20 protein-coding genes are annotated in these 22869 nt (G+C 68.4%); 8 read left to right on the forward strand and 12 right to left on the reverse strand.

The annotated features are described in order from the left end of the window. The 5 genes from R5H19_RS13530 to R5H19_RS13550 all read right to left on the reverse strand — a co-directional run. On the reverse strand, window positions 1-1345 hold a 1345-nt coding region (locus R5H19_RS13530; protein ID WP_318159552.1), incomplete at its 3' end, for a DUF4129 domain-containing protein. After that, window positions 1335-2312 (reverse strand): stage II sporulation protein M, encoded by a 978-nt coding sequence (locus R5H19_RS13535; RefSeq protein WP_318159553.1) that lies wholly within the window; start codon window positions 2310-2312, stop codon window positions 1335-1337. The genes R5H19_RS13530 and R5H19_RS13535, both read right to left, overlap by 11 nt. Beyond that, on the reverse strand, window positions 2309-2989 hold the full coding sequence (locus R5H19_RS13540; RefSeq protein ID WP_318159554.1) for an RDD family protein: 681 nt from the start codon (window positions 2987-2989) through the stop codon (window positions 2309-2311). The genes R5H19_RS13535 and R5H19_RS13540 overlap by 4 nt, the downstream gene beginning before the upstream one ends. Further along, window positions 2989-3507, reverse strand: coding sequence for an RDD family protein (locus R5H19_RS13545; RefSeq protein ID WP_318159555.1), 519 nt, complete (start codon window positions 3505-3507; stop codon window positions 2989-2991). The genes R5H19_RS13540 and R5H19_RS13545 overlap by 1 nt, the downstream gene beginning before the upstream one ends. 87 nt (window positions 3508-3594) lie before the next feature. After that, on the reverse strand, window positions 3595-4062 hold the full coding sequence (locus tag R5H19_RS13550) for an SET domain-containing protein-lysine N-methyltransferase (RefSeq protein WP_318159556.1): 468 nt from the start codon (window positions 4060-4062) through the stop codon (window positions 3595-3597). A 215-nt stretch (window positions 4063-4277) separates the two neighbouring features. Here R5H19_RS13550 and R5H19_RS13555 point away from each other — a divergent pair, with 215 nt between their 5' ends. Further along, window positions 4278-4754, forward strand: coding sequence for a hypothetical protein (locus tag R5H19_RS13555; protein ID WP_318159557.1), 477 nt, complete (start codon window positions 4278-4280; stop codon window positions 4752-4754). A 30-nt stretch (window positions 4755-4784) separates the two neighbouring features. Further along, entirely contained in the window at window positions 4785-6575 is a 1791-nt protein-coding gene (locus R5H19_RS13560) for an acyl-CoA dehydrogenase C-terminal domain-containing protein (protein WP_318159558.1), read from the forward strand. Between the two features lie 101 nt (window positions 6576-6676). On the opposite strand, the gene R5H19_RS13565 is transcribed toward R5H19_RS13560, so the two are convergent. The 3 genes from R5H19_RS13565 to R5H19_RS13575 form a co-directional block, all read right to left on the reverse strand. After that, a complete protein-coding gene (locus R5H19_RS13565) occupies window positions 6677-6916 on the reverse strand; it encodes a hypothetical protein (protein ID WP_318159559.1) in 240 nt (79 codons plus the stop codon). Window positions 6917-6991: 75 nt separating this feature from the next. After that, complete coding sequence (locus R5H19_RS13570) at window positions 6992-8893, reverse strand: alpha/beta fold hydrolase (RefSeq protein WP_318159560.1); 1902 nt, start codon at window positions 8891-8893, stop codon at window positions 6992-6994. Between the two features lie 79 nt (window positions 8894-8972). Then, window positions 8973-10412, reverse strand: a complete 1440-nt coding sequence (locus R5H19_RS13575) for an RNB domain-containing ribonuclease (protein ID WP_318159561.1) — start codon at window positions 10410-10412, stop codon at window positions 8973-8975. A gap of 160 nt (window positions 10413-10572) precedes the next feature. Here R5H19_RS13575 and R5H19_RS13580 point away from each other — a divergent pair, with 160 nt between their 5' ends. Then, entirely contained in the window at window positions 10573-11049 is a 477-nt protein-coding gene (locus tag R5H19_RS13580; protein WP_318159562.1) for a GNAT family N-acetyltransferase, read from the forward strand. Between the two features lie 61 nt (window positions 11050-11110). Here R5H19_RS13580 and R5H19_RS13585 read toward each other — a convergent pair whose 3' ends face one another. After that, window positions 11111-11890 carry a SapC family protein gene (locus R5H19_RS13585; protein ID WP_318159563.1) on the reverse strand — a complete coding sequence of 260 codons (780 nt, stop codon included), beginning with the start codon at window positions 11888-11890 and terminating at the stop codon, window positions 11111-11113. A gap of 242 nt (window positions 11891-12132) precedes the next feature. On the opposite strand from R5H19_RS13585, the gene R5H19_RS13590 reads away from it, so the two are divergent. Next, window positions 12133-12750: an HNH endonuclease gene (locus R5H19_RS13590; protein WP_318159564.1), complete on the forward strand. Its 618-nt coding sequence runs from the start codon at window positions 12133-12135 to the stop codon at window positions 12748-12750. Window positions 12751-12773: 23 nt separating this feature from the next. Here the strand turns inward: R5H19_RS13590 and R5H19_RS13595 are convergent, their stop codons facing one another. Next, the gene (locus R5H19_RS13595; RefSeq protein ID WP_318159565.1) at window positions 12774-13208 is read right to left on the reverse strand and encodes a low affinity iron permease family protein; all 435 of its coding nucleotides are present in this window, start codon (window positions 13206-13208) and stop codon (window positions 12774-12776) included. 145 nt (window positions 13209-13353) lie between these two features. On the opposite strand from R5H19_RS13595, the gene dxs reads away from it, so the two are divergent. The 4 genes from dxs to R5H19_RS13615 all read left to right on the forward strand — a co-directional run bounded on the left by dxs (window position 13354) and on the right by R5H19_RS13615 (window position 17769). After that, entirely contained in the window at window positions 13354-15243 is a 1890-nt protein-coding gene (gene dxs / locus R5H19_RS13600) for a 1-deoxy-D-xylulose-5-phosphate synthase (RefSeq protein WP_318159566.1), read from the forward strand. Window positions 15244-15502: 259 nt separating this feature from the next. After that, a complete protein-coding gene (locus tag R5H19_RS13605; RefSeq protein ID WP_318159567.1) occupies window positions 15503-16789 on the forward strand; it encodes a DUF6861 domain-containing protein in 1287 nt (428 codons plus the stop codon). Continuing rightward, window positions 16789-17118, forward strand: coding sequence for a hypothetical protein (locus R5H19_RS13610; protein WP_318159568.1), 330 nt, complete (start codon window positions 16789-16791; stop codon window positions 17116-17118). The genes R5H19_RS13605 and R5H19_RS13610 overlap by 1 nt, the downstream gene beginning before the upstream one ends. Before the next feature lie 342 nt (window positions 17119-17460). Then, window positions 17461-17769 carry a hypothetical protein gene (locus tag R5H19_RS13615; protein WP_318159569.1) on the forward strand — a complete coding sequence of 103 codons (309 nt, stop codon included), beginning with the start codon at window positions 17461-17463 and terminating at the stop codon, window positions 17767-17769. Here the strand turns inward: R5H19_RS13615 and prmC are convergent, their stop codons facing one another. Both prmC and R5H19_RS13625 read right to left on the reverse strand, forming a co-directional pair. Then, entirely contained in the window at window positions 17770-18594 is an 825-nt protein-coding gene (prmC, locus tag R5H19_RS13620; protein ID WP_318159570.1) for a peptide chain release factor N(5)-glutamine methyltransferase, read from the reverse strand. It abuts the gene before it with no gap. Continuing rightward, window positions 18587-22738 (reverse strand): hypothetical protein, encoded by a 4152-nt coding sequence (locus R5H19_RS13625; protein ID WP_318159571.1) that lies wholly within the window; start codon window positions 22736-22738, stop codon window positions 18587-18589. Before R5H19_RS13625 ends, prmC begins: the two co-directional genes overlap by 8 nt. Window positions 22739-22869 lie beyond the last annotated feature (131 nt).

The raw sequence follows: 22869 nt of genomic DNA on the forward strand, positions 1-22869 counted from the left end.
CCTCGGCCGCCGGCGGCAGCTGCAGCTGGCGCGCGGTCTGTTCCACGCAGCCGCGGTAGAGCAGCGCCAACGCCTCGCGCCGCTGCTGCGCCTGCCACAGCGCGCGCGCCGCGCCGGCGAGATCGGCCGGCAGCGGCGCCTCCTGCGCGATGCGCGCCGGCGTGCCCGACGGCCACGCCGGCGCCGGCTCGTCCGCCTCGCCCGACCAGCGCCCGCGCCAGCGCCAGGCGAACCAGCCCAGCGCCGCCACGGCCGCGGCCAGCAGCAGCCACAGCAGGCCCTTGAACAGCAGCGCCACCACGCGGGCAAACAGCGGGAACGACACCGACGAGCCGACCTGGCCCGACGGCAGCGTGTACTTGAGCCGCCAGCGCCGCTCGCTGCGCTCGCCGCCGAAGCGCGGGTCGCGGTAGGCCTGCGCCGCAGCCTGGGCGAAGCTCGCGTCGGCACCGTCTGCCGGTTGCCCGAATACCTCGGCCGGGGTGATCGCCACCGGTTTCGACGTCGTTGCCGCTGCCGCCTGCGCATGCGCCGCCAACGGCAACGCGCCGGCGCACAGCAGCAGCACGCCGAGCACCCGACCCAGCCCCTGCAGCCGTGCGCGCAGGCGGCGGAACGCCAGGTCGATGTCCCACGCCTCCAGCTGGGTGCGGCGATTCAGGTACAGCGCGAAACCGCAGGCCACGTACAGCGGCTCGATCGCGCTCATCGCCAGGTAGGCCACGCTGGCGCCGGCGAGGATCCATGGCGTGGCGGCGACGTGCACGTCGTCGCGGAAGAAACCGGCCAGCGATTCGGGCCGCCACTCGTGCGGGACCAGCAGCAGGGCGAACAGCCAGAAGCTCAGGAACAGCACCAGCTCGAACTGCAGGCAACCGTAGGTGAGCAGACTGGTTTCGCCGGCAAGGCGCCGGCGCAACACCTTCCAGCGCGCGGCACGTTGCCGGCGCGGCGCCCCTTCGAGCAGGTCCAGCGGCAGGCGCAGCGCACGGTTGCTGTCGATGCGCAGCCAGCTCAGCCCGGCCAGCGTACTGCGCCAGCGCCACCGGCGCTGGCCGCGCAGGGTCTCGCGCCAGCCCGGTGCGCGGTCGAACACTGCGCGCGACAGCACGTACAGCGGCAGGCGGTCGAACAGCGGCTTCAGCCACCACACCAGCACCCAGCCCAGCCACGGCAGCCCCAGCGCCACGCCCAGCGCATTGCACAGCACGAACACCGGCAGCGTGAAGGCGAACCACGCCGACCACACCGCACGCGCGTTCGCGCGCAGCATCGCCGCGCCCAGGTCCAGCGCCTCGCGCGGCGTGCGCGGCCGCAGCACCACGCCGATCCGCTCAAGCTCCATGCGTACCCGCCCTGCCGCCGCGCCACAGCCAGCCCAGTACCAGCAGCCACAGCAGCGCGCCGCTGCCGAACTTCAGCACGTCCGGCAACGCCGCGATCGACGACCAGTACGCTTCGATGAGGGCCGCCACCAGCAGCATCGCGAACGCACCCAGCGCCAGCTGCGCGCCGACCCAGCCGGCGGCGACCAGCGCCGGGCCGCGCCGCTGCCGTCCCGGCGCCAGCAGGGTCAGACCGAGCTGCAGGCCGGCGCCACCGGCGATCACCAGGGCGGTCAGCTCGAATGCCGAATGGCCCACCACGAAGCGCCAGAACGACCCGCCGTAGCCGATCGCGGTGAGATGCCCGGCGACGCCGCCGATCAGCACCCCGTTGGCGCCCAGCACGTAGACCGCGCCGACGCCGAACAGCAGGCCGGAGGCGAAGGTGCGGAACGCGATGCCGACGTTGTTCATCACGTAGTAGCCGAACATCTGCAGGTCAGTGCCGCTGCTGCGACCAAGCTGCGCGTTGGCCGGGTCGTACATCCTCTCGAACTGCGCCAGCTGGGCGCTGCTGAACAGCGTGTGGGCCAGTTCCGGGCGCAGTTGCAGCAGCCCCAGCAGGCACAGCGCCGGCAGGTAGAACAGCGCCGCCGCCAGCACCATGCAGCGCCACTGCGCGCGCACCAGACGCGGGAAACCCGCCACCAGGAACGCCGCCACCCGATGCCAGCGCGGCGCCGGCGGCCGGTACAGCACGCGGTGCCCCTGCTGCACCAGGCGCTGCAGCCGTTCGGTGACTTCGTGGCTGTAGCCGCGCCCGCGCGCCAGCGCCAGGTGCTGGCACAGGCGCCGGTACGACGACGGGAAATCCAGCGCCTGCTCCTGCCGCAGGGTGGGCTTCGGCTGGCGTTCCAGCGCGTTCAGCCACGACTGCAGGCTGTCCCACTCACGGCTGTGCAATGCCACGAAGCGTTCCTGCTTCATGCCCGCCCCAGCAGCCAGTTGGCATATGCGACCAACTGCCGTATCGCCGCGGTGTCGCGCTGCCCGGTCAGCGGCGCGAGCAGGTTGGCCAGTTCCTCCTGCCGCTGCACGGTGAGCTGGCCGGCGCGCTCGGCGAACTCCACCAGCGCCGCCTGCTCGTCGGCCGCCAGCACCAGCGGCAGCGGCTGCGCGGCCAGCGCCGGCACCTGCTGGCCGGGCGGCAGCTCCTGCGCGTGGACCACCATGGTGCCCGCCACGATGTCGCCGAGCCGGCGCGCGTGCGGGTCGATCAGCGTGCTGGCCAGGCCCACGCCGTACACGCCGGGCAGCGCGTCCACCACGCGCAGCAGGTTGCGCACCACCGACGGCAGCCAGGTCACCGGCGTGCCGTCCGCCATGACCACGCGCAGCCCCAGCGCGCGCTTGCCCAGGGTCTGCCCGCCCATCCACACCTCGCACGCCACCGAGTACGCCCACAGCAGCGCGAACATCAGCAGCATGGCCAGCCCGTTGCCACCCTTGCCGAGCAGCCCCAGCGGAATCATCGCCACGAACAGCAGGCCCAGGCGCAGGAACAGGTCGATCATCCACGCCTGCGCACGCGGCAACGCACCGGCCGCACGCAGGCACAGCGAGACGCCTTCGGGCGTCTCGATCTCGCGCACGGTGTCGAGCATCAGGCGTCGACGACGATGGTGTCGGCGATCAGGTCATGCAGGCAACGGCGATCCTTGCCGAAGATCAGCAGCGGATCGACCAGCGAAACCAGCCAGCCCAGGTACGGAATCGCGCCAAGCAGGCTCACCGGCAGCACCCGGATGAAGATGTAGCGCAGCAGGCCCATGCGGCTGCCGTCGGTGCGCACGATGGCAATGTCCAGCGCGCGCTTGCCGATGGTCTGTCCGTGCCGGTGCAGCAGCACGCAGTTGACCACGAAGATCGCCACCAACAGCGCGAAGCCCAGCAGCATCACGCCGATCATCGGCGCGGCCGGCTTGAGCCCCTTGTTGACGTCGCCCACCATGGTGGCACCCCAGAAAAACGGAGCGGCCCAGATCAGGTTGAGCAGGCCATCCAGCAGCGCCGCACCGAGGCGCTTGCCACGCCCGGCCTTGCGGTTTTCCAGATCGTACGCATCCCACGCGGCCACATCGTCGACCACGGCCGCCGGCGCGGCATATGGATTGGTCTCCATCGCTTCCTTCCCCCTGTTGCCGTCCTGTGCTGCCCTCCCCCATGTCGGGCAACGTTGGCGAGTATAGAAGCGAATTTTGACCGCTGACTACCGCTTCGGCTTGAGCAGCGTGCCGCTGCACTTCGGCGAGCCGCACAGGCACTTCCACAGCTTCTTCAGCCGCGCGGTGTGCGGCACGTCGAGCACGATGCCGTAGTCGTAGGTGAGTTCCTCGCCCGGCTTGATGGCGCGGATCGCCTCGATCAGCACGCGGTCACGGCGCGGGTCGCCGCTGGCGCTCTCCTCGACCACCGCGCGGCAGTTCGGCGCACAGCTGTGGTTGATCCAGCGCGCGCTGTTGCCGCCCTGGTTGGCGTCGATGATGTAGTCGTCGTTCAGCGTGAACAGGAAGGTGTGCCCGGTCTCGCCGCCGTCGCCGTACAGATCATCGGCCTGCGCATGGGTCAGCAGCTTGCCCTTGTATTCGATGATTTCCTCGCCTTTGGCGATCGGGGCAGTGGCGAACACGCCGTTGCCGTGGATCGGCGAGCGGCGTGCAACAAAGCGTCGTGACATGCGGTGGAGCCCTGCGGATGAAAGTGGAAGCGGGGATGATGCCCGTTTGCGGATGGCCGCGAAACCTTCGCCGGGCGCCCTGCGCGATCACGTCGGCACGGTCGAACTCCATGATGGTTTCCCCCGTGCTGTCGGCGCCCCTTCGCCACGACTGGCACCAACCCCCTCGATCGCGGTTAGAATCGGTATTCAAACGATCGTTTGGAGAAACCGCGATGCGTCTGTTGCGCTGGATCGTCCCCGTCCTGCTGCTGGGCCTGGCCGCCTGTGGTCCGGCGAAGAAGAGCGTGTACCCGCCGACCCTGAGCATCCAGCAACTGGTGGTGCTGCCGGACGGGCAGTGGCAGCTGACCGTACGCATCCAGAACAACAGCTATGCCGGGATGGACTTCAAGTCGCTGGACGGCCAGTTGCAGGTGGCCGAGCTGGTGCCGGTGCGGCTGCACGCCAGCTTCGACCTCGACATTCCCGAGCTTGCCGGCGACGTGATCCAGCTCAACGTGCTGCCCACCGCGGCGATGACCCAGGCCCTGCAGGCGATCGCCGCCAAGGGCAGCGCCGGCGCGCTGGCCTATCGCGTCAGCGGCAGCGCCAGCGCCAAGCCCGAGCAGGAAGCCAGGCCGCGCTCGTTCGACTTCAACGGCAACGACTGGATCTCGCCGGTGCCGGGCATCCCCGACACGTATCGCTAGACATCCCCGCTTTCCACCGAAGGAATCACCATGACCGCTTACAAGGCTCCCCTCGACGACCTGCGCTTCGCCCTGTTCGACGTCCTCGGCGCCGAGCAGACCCTGACCTCGCTGCAAGGCGGCGAAGGACACAGCCGCGACCTGCTCGACGCGGTACTGGAGGAAGCCGGCCGCCTCAGCGAACAGTTGCTGGCGCCGACCAACGCGCCCGCCGACGCGGAAGGCTGCCACTACGACAAGGCCACCCGGACGGTGACCACGCCGAAGGGTTTCAAGGAGGCGTTCAAGGCCTTCGCCGAAGGCGGCTGGACCGGCCTGACCAACCCCGAAACCTACGGCGGCCAGGCGCTGCCCGGCGTGCTCGGCATCGCCACCACCGAGATCTTCCAGTCCGGCAACCTGGCCTGGAGCCTGTACCCGCTGCTGTCCGAAGGCGCCACCCACGCGCTGGAGCAGCACGGCGAGGAATGGCAGCGCGAGCGCTTCATGAAGCCGATCGTCGCCGGCCGCTGGACCGGCACCATGTGCCTGACCGAGCCGCAGGCCGGCTCCGACCTCGGCCTGCTGAAGACCCGCGCCGAACCGGGCACGGCGGATGCGGACGGCCATCCGGTGTACAAGCTCACCGGCACCAAGATCTTCATCAGCGCCGGCGAGCACGACCTGGCCAAGAACATCGTGCACCTGGTGCTGGCGCGCCTGCCCGACGCCCCGGAAGGCAGCCGCGGCATCTCGATGTTCATCGTGCCCAAGTTCAAGGTCAACGCGGACGGCTCGCTGGGCGCGCGCAACACGGTGGCCGCCGGCGCGATCGAGCACAAGATGGGCATCCACGCCTGCTCCACCTGCGTGATGAACTTCGACGGCGCCGAGGGCTACCTGATCGGCAAGCCGCACAAGGGCCTGATGGCGATGTTCACCATGATGAATGCGGCGCGCCTGTCGGTTGGCGTGCAGGGCCTGGCGCTGGCCGAGCGCGCGTTGCAGAACAGCCTCAACTACGCGCGCGAGCGGCTGCAATCGCGTGCGCTGTCCGGCCCGAAATTCCCGGACAAGCCGGCCGACAACCTGCTGGTGCAGCCGGACGTGCGCCGCATGCTGCTGACCCAGCGCGCGTTCGTCGAAGGTTCGCGCGCGCTGGTGCTGTACACCGCGCTGCAGACCGACATCGAACATCGCGCGATGGACGCAGCCGCCCGGCAGAAGGCCGGCGAGCTGGTCGCGTTCCTGATCCCGATCGCCAAGGGCATGACCACCGAACTGGCGCAGGAGTGCACCAAGGAAGCGCTGCAGATCTACGGCGGCCACGGCTACATCGCCGAGAACGGCATGGAGCAGTTCGTGCGCGACGCCCGCATCATCACCCTGTACGAAGGCACCACCGGGATCCAGGCCGCCGACCTGCTCGGCCGCAAGATCCTCCAGCTGCAGGGCGTGGGCGCGAAACATTTCCTGCAGGAGATCAGCGCGTTCTGCCAGCAGCACAGTGCCGACGCCTCGCTGCGCCACCTGATTGGTCCGCTGGCCGTCGTCACGAAGGAATGGAGCGAGCTCACCGTGAGCCTGGCCCAGCGCGTGCAGGCCAACCCGGAAGAACTCGGCGCCGCGGCGACCGACTACCTGTACTACTCCGGCTACGTCACCCTCGCCTACTTCTGGGCGCGCAGCGTGGCGGCCGCCGAGGCCGGCAACCAGTCCGCCGCGTTCAGGCAGGCCAAGCGCGACACCGCCGCGTTCTACTTCGCCCGCATCCTGCCGCGCACGCTGGCGCACAAGGCGGCGATCGAGGCCGGCGTGGACAGCCTGCCCACGGTCGACTGAGTCGCCGCGGGATCCTGCGTCAAGCAAAAGCCCGGGCCAGTCCCGGGCTTCCCGTCAGGTCGCTCTGCCGCCGAATGTGTCCACCCGGGTCAGGTTCTGCTCTACAACGACAAGGCGCCGGGCGGAGTGCACTGCACGCCGCCCTGCGCGCTAAGGAACTGCCTGATCCATTCCTCGTGCGCTTCGGCCGCCTGCAGCAGCTCCTGCGCCAGGGCGGCCTGCAGCGCGGCCACGTCGGGCGCCGGCGGCGGCACCATCCTGACCACGCGCGACGGCGGCGGCTCCGTCCGGGCCGGTTCGTTCTCGAGCAGGTAGCTGATGTCGTAGGCAAGGTCGTTCATGCCCTGAACCAAGCAACAGTCTTGCCAAACCGGACACCGACCTGCACCAGGCGTCGGCCGCGGTGCGACTCCGCGCTACGGCGCCTGCCGCAGCGACGCCAAGTGCAGCCGCAGGATGCGGCGCAATTCCAGGATCGCCGCCGGGGTTTCCTGCACGCTGTGCCACGACGGGATGGCCAGCTCGGAGTCGGCGCCGTCCAGGTGCGCGCTCGCGTACGGCACCACGCCGTCGCTGCTGTCCTGCAGCGAGCCCTTCTCTTTGTAGACGCCGACGATGGTGTGGTAGTGCACGCGCGGCGAGATCGGCAGGTCGGCGGCGGCGATGATGAACGGGTCGGTGTCGCTGAGGTTGTCGATGCTGTTGGGGATGCGCAGCAACGGGGCGTTGCCGCCTTCGTCGGCGTCGCTCTTGATCAGCTCGGCAATGCCGGCCATTTCCTTCAGCACGCCGACCGGCAAGCGGATCAGATTGCCGAGCCAGCGCGCGATGCGGTGCTGCGCGTACGGCGTGCCGCGATGCGGCGCAGCCAGGAACACCGCGCGGGTCACCTGCGGCATCGGGCTGAACTGCAGGTACGGCGCCAGCCGTTGGCGCAAACGCTGGCGCTTCGCCGCCGGCAGGTTCGCGCGCACCGGCAGCACGCTCCACAGCCGCTCGCCGCTGGACGACACCAGCAGACGCGCGATCACACCGCCCATGCTGTGGCCGATCAGCACCATGTTCCGCGAGGCACGCGCCTGGCCGGACGGGTCGTAGTGTTTCAGCGTGGCGTCCAGCGCCTTGCGGATGTTCGCCAGGTTCACCGCGACCGGCAGGTTGGTCGGGTAGTAGACCTCCCACACCTGGTAGTGGCGGCGCAGTTCCTCGTCGCCCATCACTTCGTTCGCCACGTTGATCCACGCTTCCGGGCTGCTGGCCAGGCCATGCAACATCACCACGGTGAGCCGGTCGGGATCGTACGGCTGCATCAGCAGCACGCGCGGCGTGCGGATGCCGCCTTCGCGGCCCAGCAGCGAGCGGATGGACTGGCTGGCGAAACCCGAACGGGCCAGCCACACGCCGTAGGCAGCAGTGAAGTTCGCACCCAGCGGCACCACCTGGCCACCCACGGTGACGGTGTCGTCGCGGTACGGGGGGCGCACCAGCAGGCGTACCTGCCGCGTCGCCAGCACGTCGTCCAGCGTGCTGCCGTCGAACACCAGCGCGCCGGTCATCGAGACGTAGTCGGGTTCGCGCCATGGCACCGCGGCATCGGCTTTTTCTTCCGGCGCCACCGCCACGAAGTCGGACCCGAAGCCGTCGCGCCGATAGACGTTGCGCAGGCCGTTGAAGCGCAGGTTGGCGGCCGGAATCAGCTCCGCCGGCACGCGGGCATCGCCGGCCAGGCGCACGTCGCTGTGCGGGCGCAGCACGGTCCAGCCGGCCAGGCTGGCCTGCGTCCAGTGCGGATCCAGCCGCGGCAGCTCCAGGAACAGGCGGCTCATCACCCGCTGCACGGCCAGGTTGTAGAACCCCGTCACCTGCACCTGGCGGACTTCGAACGCGCGCTCGGCCGGTGAACGCGCGGTGTAAAACAAATAGGCATAGGCGTAGCGCGCGGATTGCAGGTAGGCGTCCAGCGTCGCATCGTCCATCGCCGCGCCACGCTGCGACCGCGCCGCCCTGAGCGCCCGGCCCAGCCACAGTTCGGCCAGTGCCGAGAGCCGCTGCTCGTCGGTCAACCCCGCCGAGCGGGCGACGGTGCCGGTGCAGGCGACGAATTCGCGCTGGCAGCTGTCGACCGCCAGCGCCACCACGTTGAGCGACTGCACGGTGCGGTCGCTCAGCCGGTTGCTGCCGATCACGTCGGCGCGCCGCTGGTTGACGTAGTCGCTGGTGTCGACGCGGCTCACCCCGACCATCGCGCAGGCGTTGAGGCCGAGCAGCCCGATGACGGCAATGCCGCGCGCGATCCAGATGCAGGTTCCGTTCTTCATCGGCATGCTCCCATCGGCGCCTCGTCCTGTGGCCGGGCGCTGCGGCGATGGCAGCCGTCGCGCCGATGCCATCGCCCCGTCACTGCGCCAGTTCGAAACGCGTCGCGCGCCGCACCGGGTCGGCCTCGACCAGGCGCACCCTGACGTCGGCACCGAGCGGGAGATTCGTGCTGCCGGATACGCCCGCCTCGACCGCCGGGTCGCGCACGATGACCGTACCCCTGCCCGGATCGTCACGGGCGACCTCGACGATCGCGCCGTTGAAGACCTCGCCCACGCGCGGCGCCAGCGCAACGGCTTCGGCCAGGTTCAGCACGGCGCTTTCGTACTGGCCCGCGCGATGGCCGGAAGCCTGCATCGTGGCCGGCAGGCCCGGCAACGCGGCCAGCGCCCACTCGGGCACTGGCTGGCCAGCGCACAGCGCCACGCAGATTTCGCCGGCGTAGCGATCGACCAGCCGGCGCAGCGGCGCGGTGGCATGGGCGTATTGCGCAGCCAGCGCCGAGTGCATCGACTGCGCGGGCAGCGCGCCGTCGAATGCGGCGTAGCCGGCCCCGCGCAACACCGTGGTGCAGGCGGTCAGCATCGCCACATGGAGGTCGTTCGACGGGTCCAGCGAACGGATGAAGCCGGGATAGTCCAGTCCTGGCGGCCAACCGATGCCGAGCACCCGCGCAGTGACGCGCAGGCGATCGATCGCGCGCGGATCGGGCGGCGGCAGCGTGCGCAGCAGGCCCACCCTGGCCTGCACCATCAGGCCCGCCGCAGCCATCCCGACCAGCAGCGAGATCTGCTCGTTCCAGTCCTCGACCGGCAATCGCGCGCGAAACGCCAGCTTCCAGCGGCCATCGACCACGCTGATCTCCTGCTCCGGCAACGGCAGGCTGACGCCGCCGCGGGCGAACTCGCGCTGTCGGCGCAATTCGCCGATCTCGCGCAGGATCGCCCACATCGGCTCGGCCGCGCCCGCGTCGATGCGCTGCTGCACGCCGGCGTAGTCGAGCCGGGCGCGGCTCTTCACCTTGGCCCGCCGCACGTCGACGGCCGTACTTTCGCCGGCACGGTCCAGTTCGATCGTCCACAGCAGCGCCGGCCGCAACTGGTCCGGCAACAGCGAGACCGCGCCTTCGGACAGCACCGTCGGGTGCAGCGGGATCTTCGTGTCCGCACCGTACAGCGTCTCGCCGCGCCGGTGCGCTTCCAGGTCGACCGGGTCGCCGGCGCCGACGAAGGCGGCGACGTCGGCAATCGCGTAGTGCACGCGGTAACCGCCGGCGGTGCGCTCGACGTGCAGCGCCTGGTCGAGATCCATCGAGCCGGCCGGGTCGATGGTGACCAGGGCGAGATCGCTGCGATCCAGCACCGGCCAGCGCGGGTTGGCGGCCGCCTGCGCCGCGGCGGCCTCGACTTCCGGCGGAAACGCCGACGGCAGTTTCAGGTCGTCGCGGATGTCGCGCATGCCCTGCGCCAGCACGGGGTCCCCGGCGGGCCGGATGTGGATGCGGCGGGTAGTCGACATGGGCGGTTTCCCTGCGTGGATGCCGTTTGGCAGGACGGGGCCGATGGAGCGTCCGGCAGCGGTTCCGTTGCGCAAAATATACACGGGCCGGCAGGGACTACCGTCGCCACCATGCAAGGTGTAGAAACGGCAGCGTTACTCCTGCCGCCACTCGCTCCCCATGACCGACCTGTCCCTGCTGATCCGCCTGGCCGAAGAAGAAGACGACGAATTCATCCTCGCGCAGGTGCCGCGCTTCGTGGATTTCACGTTGCCGCCGTGGCGACGGCGCCACGAATGCATCGAGGGCATCCGCAACGACTTGCGACGCCACCTGGAGGACCAGCCGGCGAACAGCTACCTGTTCGTGGCCGAGAACGCGGACGGCGAACGGGCCGGCTTCATCCACCTGCAGCGCACCGCGGACTTCTTCACCGGGCGCAGCAACTGCCACATCTCCGACATCGCGGTGGCGCCGCAGCACGAGGACCGCGGCGTCGGCAAGGCGCTGCTGGCGCATGCCGAGGCGTGGGCGCGCGACCACCAGTGCCAGCTGGTGACGCTGGCGGTGTTTCCCGGCAACGAGCGTGCCCGCGCGTTGTACGAAGCCTCCGGCTACCAGCCCGACCTGTTGCGGCTGGCCAAGCCGGTGCGCTGAGACCGACGACGAAAAAGCCGCCCGAAGGCGGCTTTCTCGTCGTCGACGGATGGCAGTGCAGTCAGTTCGTCACGCCGGCAGCGGCCTCGGCCTGCTCGCGCAGGTCCAGCCGGCGGGCCAGGCGGTCGATGTTGCTCAGCGACAGCAGGTGCGCATAGATCCAGCCGAACACGCCTTCGCGCAGGAATTCCTGGGCGGTCTTCTCGTCCAGCTCGCGCAGCTTGGCCTCGTTGATAACGAACAGGCCGTTGAGGTTGATCGACTTGCCCTGCTGGCCGTCCTTGCCTTCTTTCTGCAGCTGCACGTTGCGCGGCTCCAGCAGGTTGTGCTTGTTCAGCTGCTCCATGAACCACTTGGTGCGCGCCACGTTCTGCTGGAACTCGCCAAGGAAACCCACGGCGTTGGTCAGCAGCTCGCTGTCGGTACCGTCTTCCTTGAACAGCCGCTGGCCTTCGGTCTTGCTGAAACCTTCGTAGCGCTCGTCGAGGAACACGGTGAAGTCGTCGCCTTCCTGCCCGGCCGGCTTTTCGGCCAGCACGAACGGGTAGCGGCGCACGAAGGCGGGAATGTAGGTATCCGGCGCCCACTGGCCGTCGGCGTCGACATACAGGTTTTCGTTCTGGCGCAACCCCAGCAGGGCCACCGGGCCGGCGTCAGCGACGCTGCTGCCGGCAAACACGATCAGCAGGTCGCGTGCGGCGACGCCGAACTCCACGCCGGTCAGCGGCACGGAATGCGCGTTCATGGCGAACTTCACGTTCGGCACGACCTTCATGTGCAGGTCTTTGTGCTCGACACGATTGAGCGGTACCGGTTGCTCGTAGAAAAGAACTTCAGCCACGTTGTCTACCTCTGCCCTCGCCGTGCCGGGTCACCACCAAGCGCCCCTACCAAACCCGGCGTCGGGTCTGCGTTGACTGGCGATCATATCAGCGCCCGTCCGCCACGGCGACTGCCGCGCGCAGGGTGCTGCTGCCCCATTTGCATGCGAATTGCAACGGAATTGTTCTATGCTGGCCCCAGACAAGCATTCCCGCATTGCCTGAACGCTCTTTCGACGCCCCTGGCTGAAGGACGATTTACATGCTGATGGAAGTGCCAAGTCGGGCCGACCTCCACGCGACCCGCGTATTGTCACTGGACGCCGCCGGCCGCATCCTCGACTGGATCAGCTGGCAGGAGGCGGTTTGCCTGTACGTCCGCGACGCTGTCGCCTGGACCCTGGGCGACCCCTGCCTCACCGTGCATGGCGGCCACAACCGCCTGCTCGGCGCGCAGAGCCTGCTGCAGCTGCACCCGATCATCGCCAGCACCGGCCGCTGCCGCGAGCACGCGGTCGATCCGGCGCCGGCGCTGACCAACACCGCGCTGTTCGCCCGCGACCGCCACCTGTGCCTGTACTGCGGCGAGCACTTCACCCGCGCCGAGCTGACCCGCGACCACGTGCTGCCGATCTCCAAGCACGGCACGGACGAGTGGGAGAACGTGGTCAGCGCCTGCCTCGCCTGCAACCTGAAGAAGAGCAACCGCACCCCGCAGGAAGCCAACATGCCGCTGCTGGCGGTGCCGTACCGGCCGAGTTGGGTGGAGCACCTGATCCTGTCCAATCGCAACATCCTGGCCGACCAGATGGAGTTCCTGGTCAGCCGGCTGCCGCGCGACCGGCGCTCGATGTCGATGCCCACGCCCGTGGCCGCCTGAAAGCCTGTTCAAGATTCCCAAATTCAGCCGGCCGAGTCGCCCTTGCCCTCGTCGTCGTGCATGTCCCTGAGCTCCTGCTCGATCGTGGACAGGCTGCCGTAGGCCTGGTGCGCCAGCTTGCAGTAATGCTTGCGGATGCGGTCCAGGTCGTCCTCGTCCAGTTCCTCCAGGTTCAGCAGCGCGTTGTGCGCCTGGCTGGTGCGGATCAGTTCGTCCAGCTTGATCTGCAGCGCCGCGGTATCGCGGTTCTGGCTGCTCTGGATCAGGAACACCATCAGGAAGGTGATGATCGTGGTGGAGGTGTTGATCACCAGTTGCCAGGTGTCGCCATAGCCGAACAGCGGCCCCGTGGCCGCCCAAGCCACCACCAGGGCGACAGCCAGGATGAACGCCATCGGCTTGCCGGCCTGACGCGAGGTGCCTTCGGCAAAGCGGCGGAACAGTCTGCGCGCGGACATGACGAATTTCCTGTATCGGGAGAATCTTGCCCAGCGTCTTCGCGCGAACGTGTGCGCCATGTGGAGACCCCCTGCAGCGGCTCCGCCCCCGTCCGTTCACATGGCCGCCCTTGCCCCGCCCCGCCGCTGGACCAACAATACGCGGATGAACGACCTTTCCCACTACCCCCACCTGGCGTCGATCGAGACGCCGGCCGACCTGCGCCGCGTACCCGATGACGAACTGCCCGCCGTCGCCGACGAGCTGCGCCAATACCTGATCGAGGCAGTGGCCAGTTCCGGCGGCCACTTCGGTGCGGGCCTAGGCGTGGTGGAACTGACCGTGGCGCTGCACCACGAATTCGACACCCCGCACGACCGCCTGGTGTGGGACGTCGGCCACCAGTGCTACCCGCACAAGATCCTCACCGGCCGCCGCGACCGCATCACCACGATCAAGAAAAAAGACGGCCTGGCGCCGTTCCCGCGCCGCGAGGAGAGCGAGTACGACACCTTCGGCGTCGGCCACTCGTCCACCTCGATCTCGGCCGCGCTGGGCATGGCGATCGCCGCCCAGCACAAGGGCGACCACCGCAAGGTGGTCGCGGTGATCGGCGACGGCGCGATGACCGCGGGCATGGCGTTCGAGGCGCTCAACCACGGCGGCGACGTCGAGCCGGACATGCTGGTGGTGTTCAACGACAACGGCATGTCGATCAGCGAGAACGTCGGCGCGATGACCAAGATGATGGCGCGCGCGATGGCCAGCCGCCGCCTCAACCAGCTGCGCGAGCGGGCCAAGCGGGCGATCCCCAAGCAGTCCTTCGCCGGCCGCTGGTTCAAGCGCTGGGAGGAACACGCCAAGGGCATGTTCGTGCCCTCGACGCTGTTCGAGGAGCTGGGCTTCCATTACACCGGCCCGATCGACGGCCACAACATCCCGCAGCTGCTGCAGGCGCTGCGCACGGTGAAGAACCTGCCCGGCCCGCAGCTGCTGCACGTGATCACCACCAAGGGCAAGGGCTACGCCCCGGCCGAGCAGGCACAGATCGAGTACCACGCGGTCGGCCCGTTCGACCCCGAGGCCGGCGTGATCAAGAAGGCCGCGCCGGCCAAGCCCACCTACACCGACGTCTTCGGCGACTGGCTGTGCGACCAGGCCGCCGCCGACGAGCGCCTGCTGGGAATCACCCCGGCGATGCGCGAAGGTTCCGGTCTGGTGCGTTTCTCCAGGGAATACCCCGAGCGCTACTTCGACGTGGCGATCGCCGAGCAGCACGCGGTGACGCTGGCCGCCGGCATGGCCTGCGAAGGCGCCAAGCCGGTGGTGGCGATCTACTCCACCTTCCTGCAGCGCGCCTACGACCAGGCCATCCACGACGTGGCGCTGCAGAACCTCGACGTCACCTTCGCCATCGACCGCGCCGGCGTGGTCGGTCCGGACGGCGCCACCCATTCGGGCAGCTTCGACCTGACCTACCTGCGCTGCCTGCCGAACATGCTCATCATGGCGCCGGCCGACGAGAACGAATGCCGCATGATGCTCTCCACCGGCTTCCGCCATCCCGGTCCGGCCGCCATCCGCTACCCGCGCGGCACCGGCCCCGGCGTGGCCATCCACCACGAACTCGACACCCTGCCGATCGGCAAGGCCGAGCTGCGCCGGCGCGGCCATGGCCTGGCCCTGCTCAGCTTCGGCGCGATGCTGGCGCCCGCCGCGGCGATCGCCGCCGAGTTCGACGCCACCCTGGTCAACATGCGCTTCGTGAAACCGCTGGACGAGGCGCTGATCGTGGAACTGGCGAAGACCCACGACGGCTTCGTCACCCTGGAAGACAACGCGGTTGCCGGCGGTGCCGGCTCCGCCGTGGCCGAGTGCCTGGCCGCGCACGGCATCGTGCTGCCGATCCTGCACCTGGGCCTGCCGGACACCTACCTCGAGCACGGCAGCCGCGAGGAAGTGCTGAGCATGGCCGGCCTCGACCTGCCCGGCATCCGCAATGCCATCCGCGCGCGCTTCCCGCAGGCGGGACTGCTGAGCCAGGCCAACGCCTGAGCCGGCCATTCCGATAGCCGCCACCCGGATCCACCGCAGATCCACAGGGTCCGGGCAGCGGGAACATCGTGCGCCCTCCCATGCAGGTGCAGGCCGTGTGTACTCGTCGACAGATTTTGCCTACGCGCAGGCGGCAAGAGCGCGGAGTAATACACGCCAGCGGCTGACAGCATTTCTGTGAACAGGTACGGAATATTGGCCGGGGTCGCCGGGCTACCTTGCGACCCAGGCACATGAATCGTGCACACAGGGAGTGTCGATGGGCGGGATGCTCGACTCGTGGCAGCAACTGGAACGCTGGGCCGACCGGCACACCATCGGCATCCGTGGCAAGGCCAAGCTGATATCGGCGCGCGCCGACAGCGTGCAGCAGGCGATCAGGCTTTCCGAGGGGCTGGCGGTCTACTGGATCCTTCGCGACTTCCGCGAACTGGACCTTCAAGGTGTCGTGAACGACATCGTCGAAGTGCTGCGCCAGTGCCTCGTCGTCATGCTCACCGCCACCGGCGGCGGCGCCCTGCTCGGCGGCATTGCCGGGGGTATCGGTGGCGTCGGGGCCGGCGCGGTGCCCGGTGTCGTCGTCGGCGCCGGCGCTGGCGCCCAGGTCGGCGAGTGGATACTGATCGCCATGGGCCTGAAGGCGCTGGCCGAGTACGTCGTCAACGACATGCCCGGGATCGCCCGTGACTACTGGGCGGGCATTCATCAGGCCTGGCAGGCCGCCACCGCACCGCCGCTGCCGCAGCAGCCGATCCGCATCGACCAGCTCGCCCTCCACCACGCCGCCGAAAAGATCGCCCGCGCCCACGTCGCCGTGTTCGTCCTGCTGCTGATGGGCATCGTCGCCTACCTCGCCAAAGGCCGCGGCAGCATGCGCGAACTCGCCGAGAGCGTGCGCGGCAGCAAGGTCGGGCCGAGGTTTGCGGAGTGGATGGTGAGGAATGAGGGGAAACTGAAGGCCAGGGAACGCTTTCAACCTCTAAAAACGAAAACGCAAGCTAAAGCAGGCAACGAATATGGTCAGGAAGTGCCAACAACCAGGCCGCGCAGAATTCCGACTGAAACAACGGCACAAAAGATTTCCGGCACAGAGAAAATCCCTTCACGAGGCGAACGTATTGCCGCAGCACGACTTCGACAACAACAGATGCTAGTCGACAATGTTGGCTACAACGTCAGCCCCACTTCGTGGGACCAGTACCCAACCATTGGCCGTAACGGCACGTTTGTTTCAGATCGCAAGGCTCTCACTGATATTCTAGGCGATATGGACGGCAGGTCGGATATCACACTCACACGTGTGCAAGCCATGAAGATGGAAGGCGAACTGGGGCTTGAGCCAGGCTCTCTACAAGACGGATTCAAGATAAGACGGGTAACGGGACTCATGGATATGACACCATTGAGCCCATTGGAGGGTAATGCATACTTTCTAGGGCCGGGCAATCACCTTCCCGGAGGCGGCCCCGAATTGGTCGTACGGTCGATCCCAACTACCGACACTGCAACGATTAAAACCATTCTAAATGTAAAGGTGCGCCCCTGATGAACAAGATGCCAGAAAATGAAGTGGTCGTGCTAGCGCTTGCTGGTAACTCGATAAAAGTAATTTGCACGAAGGCTTTGGCAAAACAGGCATTAGTGGCACTGGGGTTCACCGCCCGAGATGAGCAAATGGATAGGTCTGTCAAAGATGATTCAGAACGAAGACAACTGACGCTCCAATTGATTTCTTTAGATGCACTCTTTTCGGGAGGCCCCGGCTGGAGTCCTGCCGAATTACTAGGCTATTACCGTGAACAGAACATAATCACGGAAGCATATCGAACAATTGTATGGAAAGGGCCCGGCGTCTACATCATTGAAACGCACTGACTCGAAGAAATCAGTCAATAATACAATCAAGAATTCGGAGGGCATGAAGACTCTCTCGTGAATCGCGCGGTTGATCTGCCGTTCGACTTGCGATAACGGCCCGAAAACAGGCACGCCATCACGATGGAAATGCCCCTCACCCAAGCTCTTGGATTGCCCGCGCCGTGGCGCGTGGCCAACGTCAACTTTTCACCCGGCCATGGATGCATCGTGTTCCAGATCGAGAATACGGCCGGTTGGCTTGCCCAGCGTGCGGCGCAGCCGACCAGTTGATCCACGACCGGCAACTACGTCGCTGGCGGTATCTGAACGTCTTTCACTACCAAGCGGAACTGGGCAACTATGGAACTGACTGACGATCTCAAATGGGAACAAATTCTTCGAGCCGCAAAAATCGCCATGGAGGACGGGAACTACATAGTGGAAATATCGGATGGCTGGAGCAAAGTCCAGCAGGTGGCGCATATGGGGAGGGAGCTTTCACCAACCACCAAGCAGCGCATCAAACTCGAACTACCATCGCTTCGCTACTGGAACTCACCGAAAACGCCCCACAATCCGGCAAGCGAAGGATTCATCAGTGACGACGAAAAGGCTGGCATATCATTCCCGAAACTCGAAGCGCCATTCGATTGGAGCCCGTATAAATAGCTAACCCAGCCGCCCGCCACTCACCCGATCGCGCAACTCCAGATCCCGCGCCGTGAACACCTCCGCATAGCCGGCTTCGGTGAGCAGCGCGCGGGCCGCTTCGCCTTGGTTCCAACCGTGCTCGAACAGCAGCCAGGCGTCGGGATGCAGGTGGGCACGGGCGTCGCGCACGATGCGGCGGATGGCGTCGAGGCCGTCGGGGCCGGAGGCGAGTGCCGCGGGCGGCTCGAAGCGCAGGTCGCCTTGCGCGAGGTGCGGGTCGGCGGACTCGATGTATGGGGGGTTGGAGACGATCAGGTCGAAGTGCTGGCCGGCGAGCGGCGCCAGCCAGTCGCCGTGCACGAAGGCCACGTTGCGGAGGTCCAGGCGTTGCGCATTGCGCTGGGCGACGGCGAGGGCGGCGGCGCTGGCGTCGGTGGCGACCACCCGCGCACGTGGCCGCTCGCGCGCGATTGCCAGTGCGATCGCGCCGCTGCCGGTGCCGAGGTCGGCCACGCTGCACGCAGCGACGAGCGGCAGGCGCTGCAGCGCGAGTTCCACCAGCAATTCGGTTTCCGGGCGCGGGATCAGCGTGGCCGGGCTCACTTCCAGATCCAGCGACCAGAAGCCGCGCCGACCGGTGATATAGGCCACCGGCTCGCCCGCGGCGCGGCGTTCGACCAAGGCGGCATAAGCCGTCTGGACGTCCATACCCGGCACGTCGTCGGCGTGGGTGAACAGCCAGCTGCGCGGCTGCTGCAGTACGTGCAGCAGCAGCAGCTCGGCGTCGGCGCGCTCGCCGAGCCGATCGACAGCGGCGGCCAGCATGCTGCGGACATCAGGCATGCGGCGGCTCCGTCGCCGATGGCGGCAGCTGCGGCGGCGTCACGCCCGGCTTCGGCGCGGGCTTGCGCCAGTAGCCGCCGCGCGTCCACGCGTCGAAGGCCCAGCGCAGCCAGTCGATCAGCGACCAGGCCAGCCACAGCGCCCACGCCAGCATGGCCAGCTTGTAGACCCACAGCGAGACGCTGAACACGCCGCCGCCGGGCAACGCATTGGCGCTCTGGTCGGCGAACCAGCGCAGGTTCCACGCATTGGACGCGTTGCCGGCCACGTGCATGTCCGGCAGGCCGAGCAGGCCCTTCGGCACCGCGCCGATCAGCACCACCAGCGCCAGCAGGGTGAGCAGCGCGAGGCCCAGCTGGATCAGGTTGAACTTCGTGCTGCCGAGTTGTTCCGACGGCGTGCTGCGTGCGCGCAGGCCCAGCAGGATCAGCCAGACCACCACCAGCGCGTAGGCGCTCCAGGCGAACGCGGAGAACCCAAGCCCCAGCAGCAGCCAGTGCCGGAAGCGCAGCGGCGTCGGCGCGTAACGCGCCAGCAACCACGCGGCAAACAGCAGCACGACCAGTTGCGACCAGTACAGCACCGCCGGACCGGTGGTCGGGCCCCACGTCCACAATACCCAGCGATCTTGCGGCAGCTGCAGCGCGAGGTCGACGTTCGCCACCGGCGCGTGCAGCGCGAACACTGGCGTGCGCGTGCGCGTGGCGACGCCATGCGGCTCGCGCAGGCGCAGCGTATAGCCGTGTTCGCCCGGCAGCAGCGGCAGGCTCAACTTGCCGTCGCGCACGGCCAGGTTGATCGACTCGCCGTCGCGATTCGCATCCAGCAACTCGGCACCGGCCGGCAGGCCAATCGCATGCTCGCCGCCACGCGTGCTGCGCGCGCGCAGGCTCAGCGTGGTCTCGGTGGCACGTTCACCGGCACGGCTGGTTACCTGCACGCCATCGAACGCCAGGCTGTCGCCGGCGATCGCGACCGGCTCGCTGAAGGCCAGCTGCAGCTTTTCGCCGGGCAGCGGCTGGTACAGCAGCCCCTCGTCGCTGGCGCTGGTCGGCACGCCCTTCGCGTCCACGTGCCACATCGGCGCGGCGTGGATGGCCCACACCTCGGCGCGCTCGCCCAGCGCCGGCGCCGTAAGCGTCAGCGTCGTCGCATGGTCGAGGCGGCTGCTCCAACGCACCGCGCCGCTGTTCGCGTTGAAGGTGATGCTGATGCGGCCATCCTTCACCAGCACGTCGTCGCCGAGTGGATGCTCGCCCGGCAGCAGCGGCAGCGTGACGCTGAAACCGCCGTCCTGCGGCGCGATGCGCTCGACCGTATTCTCGACGGTCCAGTCCACGCCAAGTTGCAGGCTGCGAGTCAGCCGCACGTACGGCGGAAAACTCTGCGCTGGCGGCAAGTCCCTGCCGTCGCCGGCCGTGCGCATGCGCTGCAGGGCGATGCTGTCGCCCAGCGGGCGGCCGTCGTCGACGCCAGTCAGCGACCAGCCCTGGCCGCTGAACGCGATGCGCTGCGGGCGCAGCACGAAGCGCAGGCTGGCGTTGTCGGTCGCACCGATGCGGTAGCGCAGGCTGACCCGATGCACGCCACGCTCCAGCCGCAGCAGCAGCTGGTCGCCGCGGCGGCTCAGCGGAGCATTCGCATGGCCGTCCACGCCGACCTCGAGCAGTTGCAGGGCGTCATCGCCCTGCGGCAGCGGCAGCGCGACCGCGGCGCCGATATGCGCCTCCAATGCGACATCCAGCGTGTCGCCGCTGGCCAGCAGTTGCGCCTGTGCCACGGCGGCGCAGGCTGGCGCGCACTTCGGTGCCTCGGTCAGCCGGTCGCGCAGCTGGTTCAGCAAATCCTGGCTGGGCAGGCTCTGCGCGTGCGCGCCCGCCGGCAGCAGCGTAATCGCCAGCAAGACTGCGCTCACCGCACCGCCGCCGCGCCAGTCGCGCCAGCGGCCGCGCAGCGGCGTCAGCAGCAGCGGCACCAGCGTCGCCAGCAGCAGTGCCAGCAGCCCCACCATGACTACCCGCAGCAGCCGCACCAGCCATGCCGGCGCGATCACCAGCCGCGTGCTCTGCCCCGCGGTGACCGGGCCGGACCAGCCGAGCCGGTAGTCGTTGCCCTGGTTCCAGCTCGGCATGCCGGCGCCGGCCTGGATCACGCTGCGACTGTCGATCTGGTCGCTCATTTTTGATTTCGATCCCCGCGCCACGGGATAACTCGCAAGAGACTCCGCGGCGAGGTCATTGCGACTCCTGACGGATGCCGCGTCTATTGCTGGCAACGATGAAGCAGCCACACTCGATGACACTTCTTCCACTGGCGCAGGCGACGCCGGTGGCGCGGGCCCCAGCGCCACCTGCTGCCTCATCTTCATTTGCGCATTCGCATAGGCCTCTTCCCGTGCAGCCTGCCTGGCGTAACCCGCCGAGACGATCCGGCCCTGGCTACCGCCTTCCAGTTGCGGATGCAACGCGTACTGCAACTGCGCCGCGGCGAACGGCAGCGTCCACAGCACCGCCAGCGCGAAGACCGCCACCGCACCGGCGCGCGCCGCCGCGCGCAGCCGCCCTTCCGGCAAGGCGCGCAGCAGCAGCGCCAGCGCCAGCGTCACGGCCAGCGTCCATAGCGGTGCCGTGTGCTCATGCTGCGCCAGCGCCAGATAGCCGGCCGCCAGCAGCGCCCACGGCCAGCCGAGCAGCCGACCGGCGAGCAGTGCAATCAAGGCCACCACGAACAGGTCAAGCAGGCTCCACTGGCCAACCCACGAATCGGGCGAGCGATCCACGCCGATCGCGCCAAGCAGGCGGTAGCCATGCGGCAGATGCAAGGTGGCGTCGATGCTTTCCAGCGGCAGCTGCCAGCCGGCGCTCGGTATCGCGCCACGATGCGTGGGCAGGCGCAATCCAGCATCCAGGTCGAGCCGCTGCTCGCGCAGTTCGACACCGCTGCGGCCGCTCTTGCCCTTGCTGACCAGCAACGGCTCGCCGTCCTGGCTGGCCCGCTGCAGCTGCCACGGTGCCGCCACGTCGAGGCGCTGGTGATGACGCAGCTCGCCGCTGAGGCGATCGGCCACGCTGAGGCCGCCGCCGTCGAAGTCCAGCCACAGCTGGCGTTGCAGGTGCAATTGGTCGCCCTTGCCGCCCTCGTCGCCGCGCGTGCCCTGCTCGATCGCCAGCCCCACGCTGTCGTCCAGCACGAAGGCCGGCAGCTCGCTCCACTCGCCCGGCACGCCGGCCTGCGCCGCGTCGGTGGGGCTGCCTTCCACGCGGGTGTTGCGCAGGGCGGGAGCATCGTCGTAGCTCCAGGTTTCCTGTCGCGGCCATGGCGCCGCCGGCAGCGTCAACGCCACCTTGCCCAGCGGCGCGACACCACGCGCGGCAAGCGTGACCGTCCACTGGCCCGGTCGCAGCTGCACACGCAGTTGGCCATCATTTTCCAGTCGCGCCGGCAGGTCGCCGGACAGGGCGGTGGCCACGAAACCCTCCGGCAGCACCGGGCCGAGTGACTGCTCGCGCGCACTGCCGGTGACGTTGAACTGCAGCTGCGTTTCCAGCGTGGCCGGCAGGCCGTCGGCGAGGCGGCGATAGACGCGCAACGACAGCGCATCGGCGGCGCGCTGCGCGACGGCGGCCTGGCCCAGGGTGAGCTGATCGCCATTGCGCTCGAGGCGCGTCACCGCCGCACCATCGACGCTCAACGCCACCAGCCCGATGGTCATCGGCATGCGCAAGCGCGCCGGACGCGCTGTCCACGGCAGGCTGCCGCGCAACTGGTAATCGCCCGGTGCAAGCCACAGCATCGGTACACCGTCGCGCTCCAGCACGGCGGCCGGCTGGTTGTTCGCGCTGACCTGCTGCGGCCAGTTGCGCGCGTCGCCGGGCAGCGCCACAAAGCTCGACGCATCCACGCGTACGTCCAGGCTGAAGCGGCCGCCGTCCTTGCCGGCATCGAGGGCCAACCGACCGGGCCACGCGCATTGATGGCTGCCGGCGTGCGGTGCCTGGGTGGCGAGGAACGGGCAGTCGTGCTGCGGCACGTCGTGCAGCACCCAACCCTGCCAATCGCGCAGCGGCGGCGGCACTTCCTGCGCCGGCAACGACGCCGCCAGCAGCCACCACAGACCCAGCAGTCCGAGCATTCGAGCAAGCATGCGTTTCTCCCTGATGTGCCGTGCGGCCGGCACAGTGTAAGTGGAACACGACAGGCACAAGCGGCGCCGGCCCGGTTGCAGCTCCCATCACCGATTCAACGCAGCCGGCGACACAACGGGGTTACGTGCCC

The sequence above is a fragment of the Rhodanobacter sp. KK11 genome (assembly GCF_033345435.1).
Lineage (GTDB): Bacteria > Pseudomonadota > Gammaproteobacteria > Xanthomonadales > Rhodanobacteraceae > Rhodanobacter.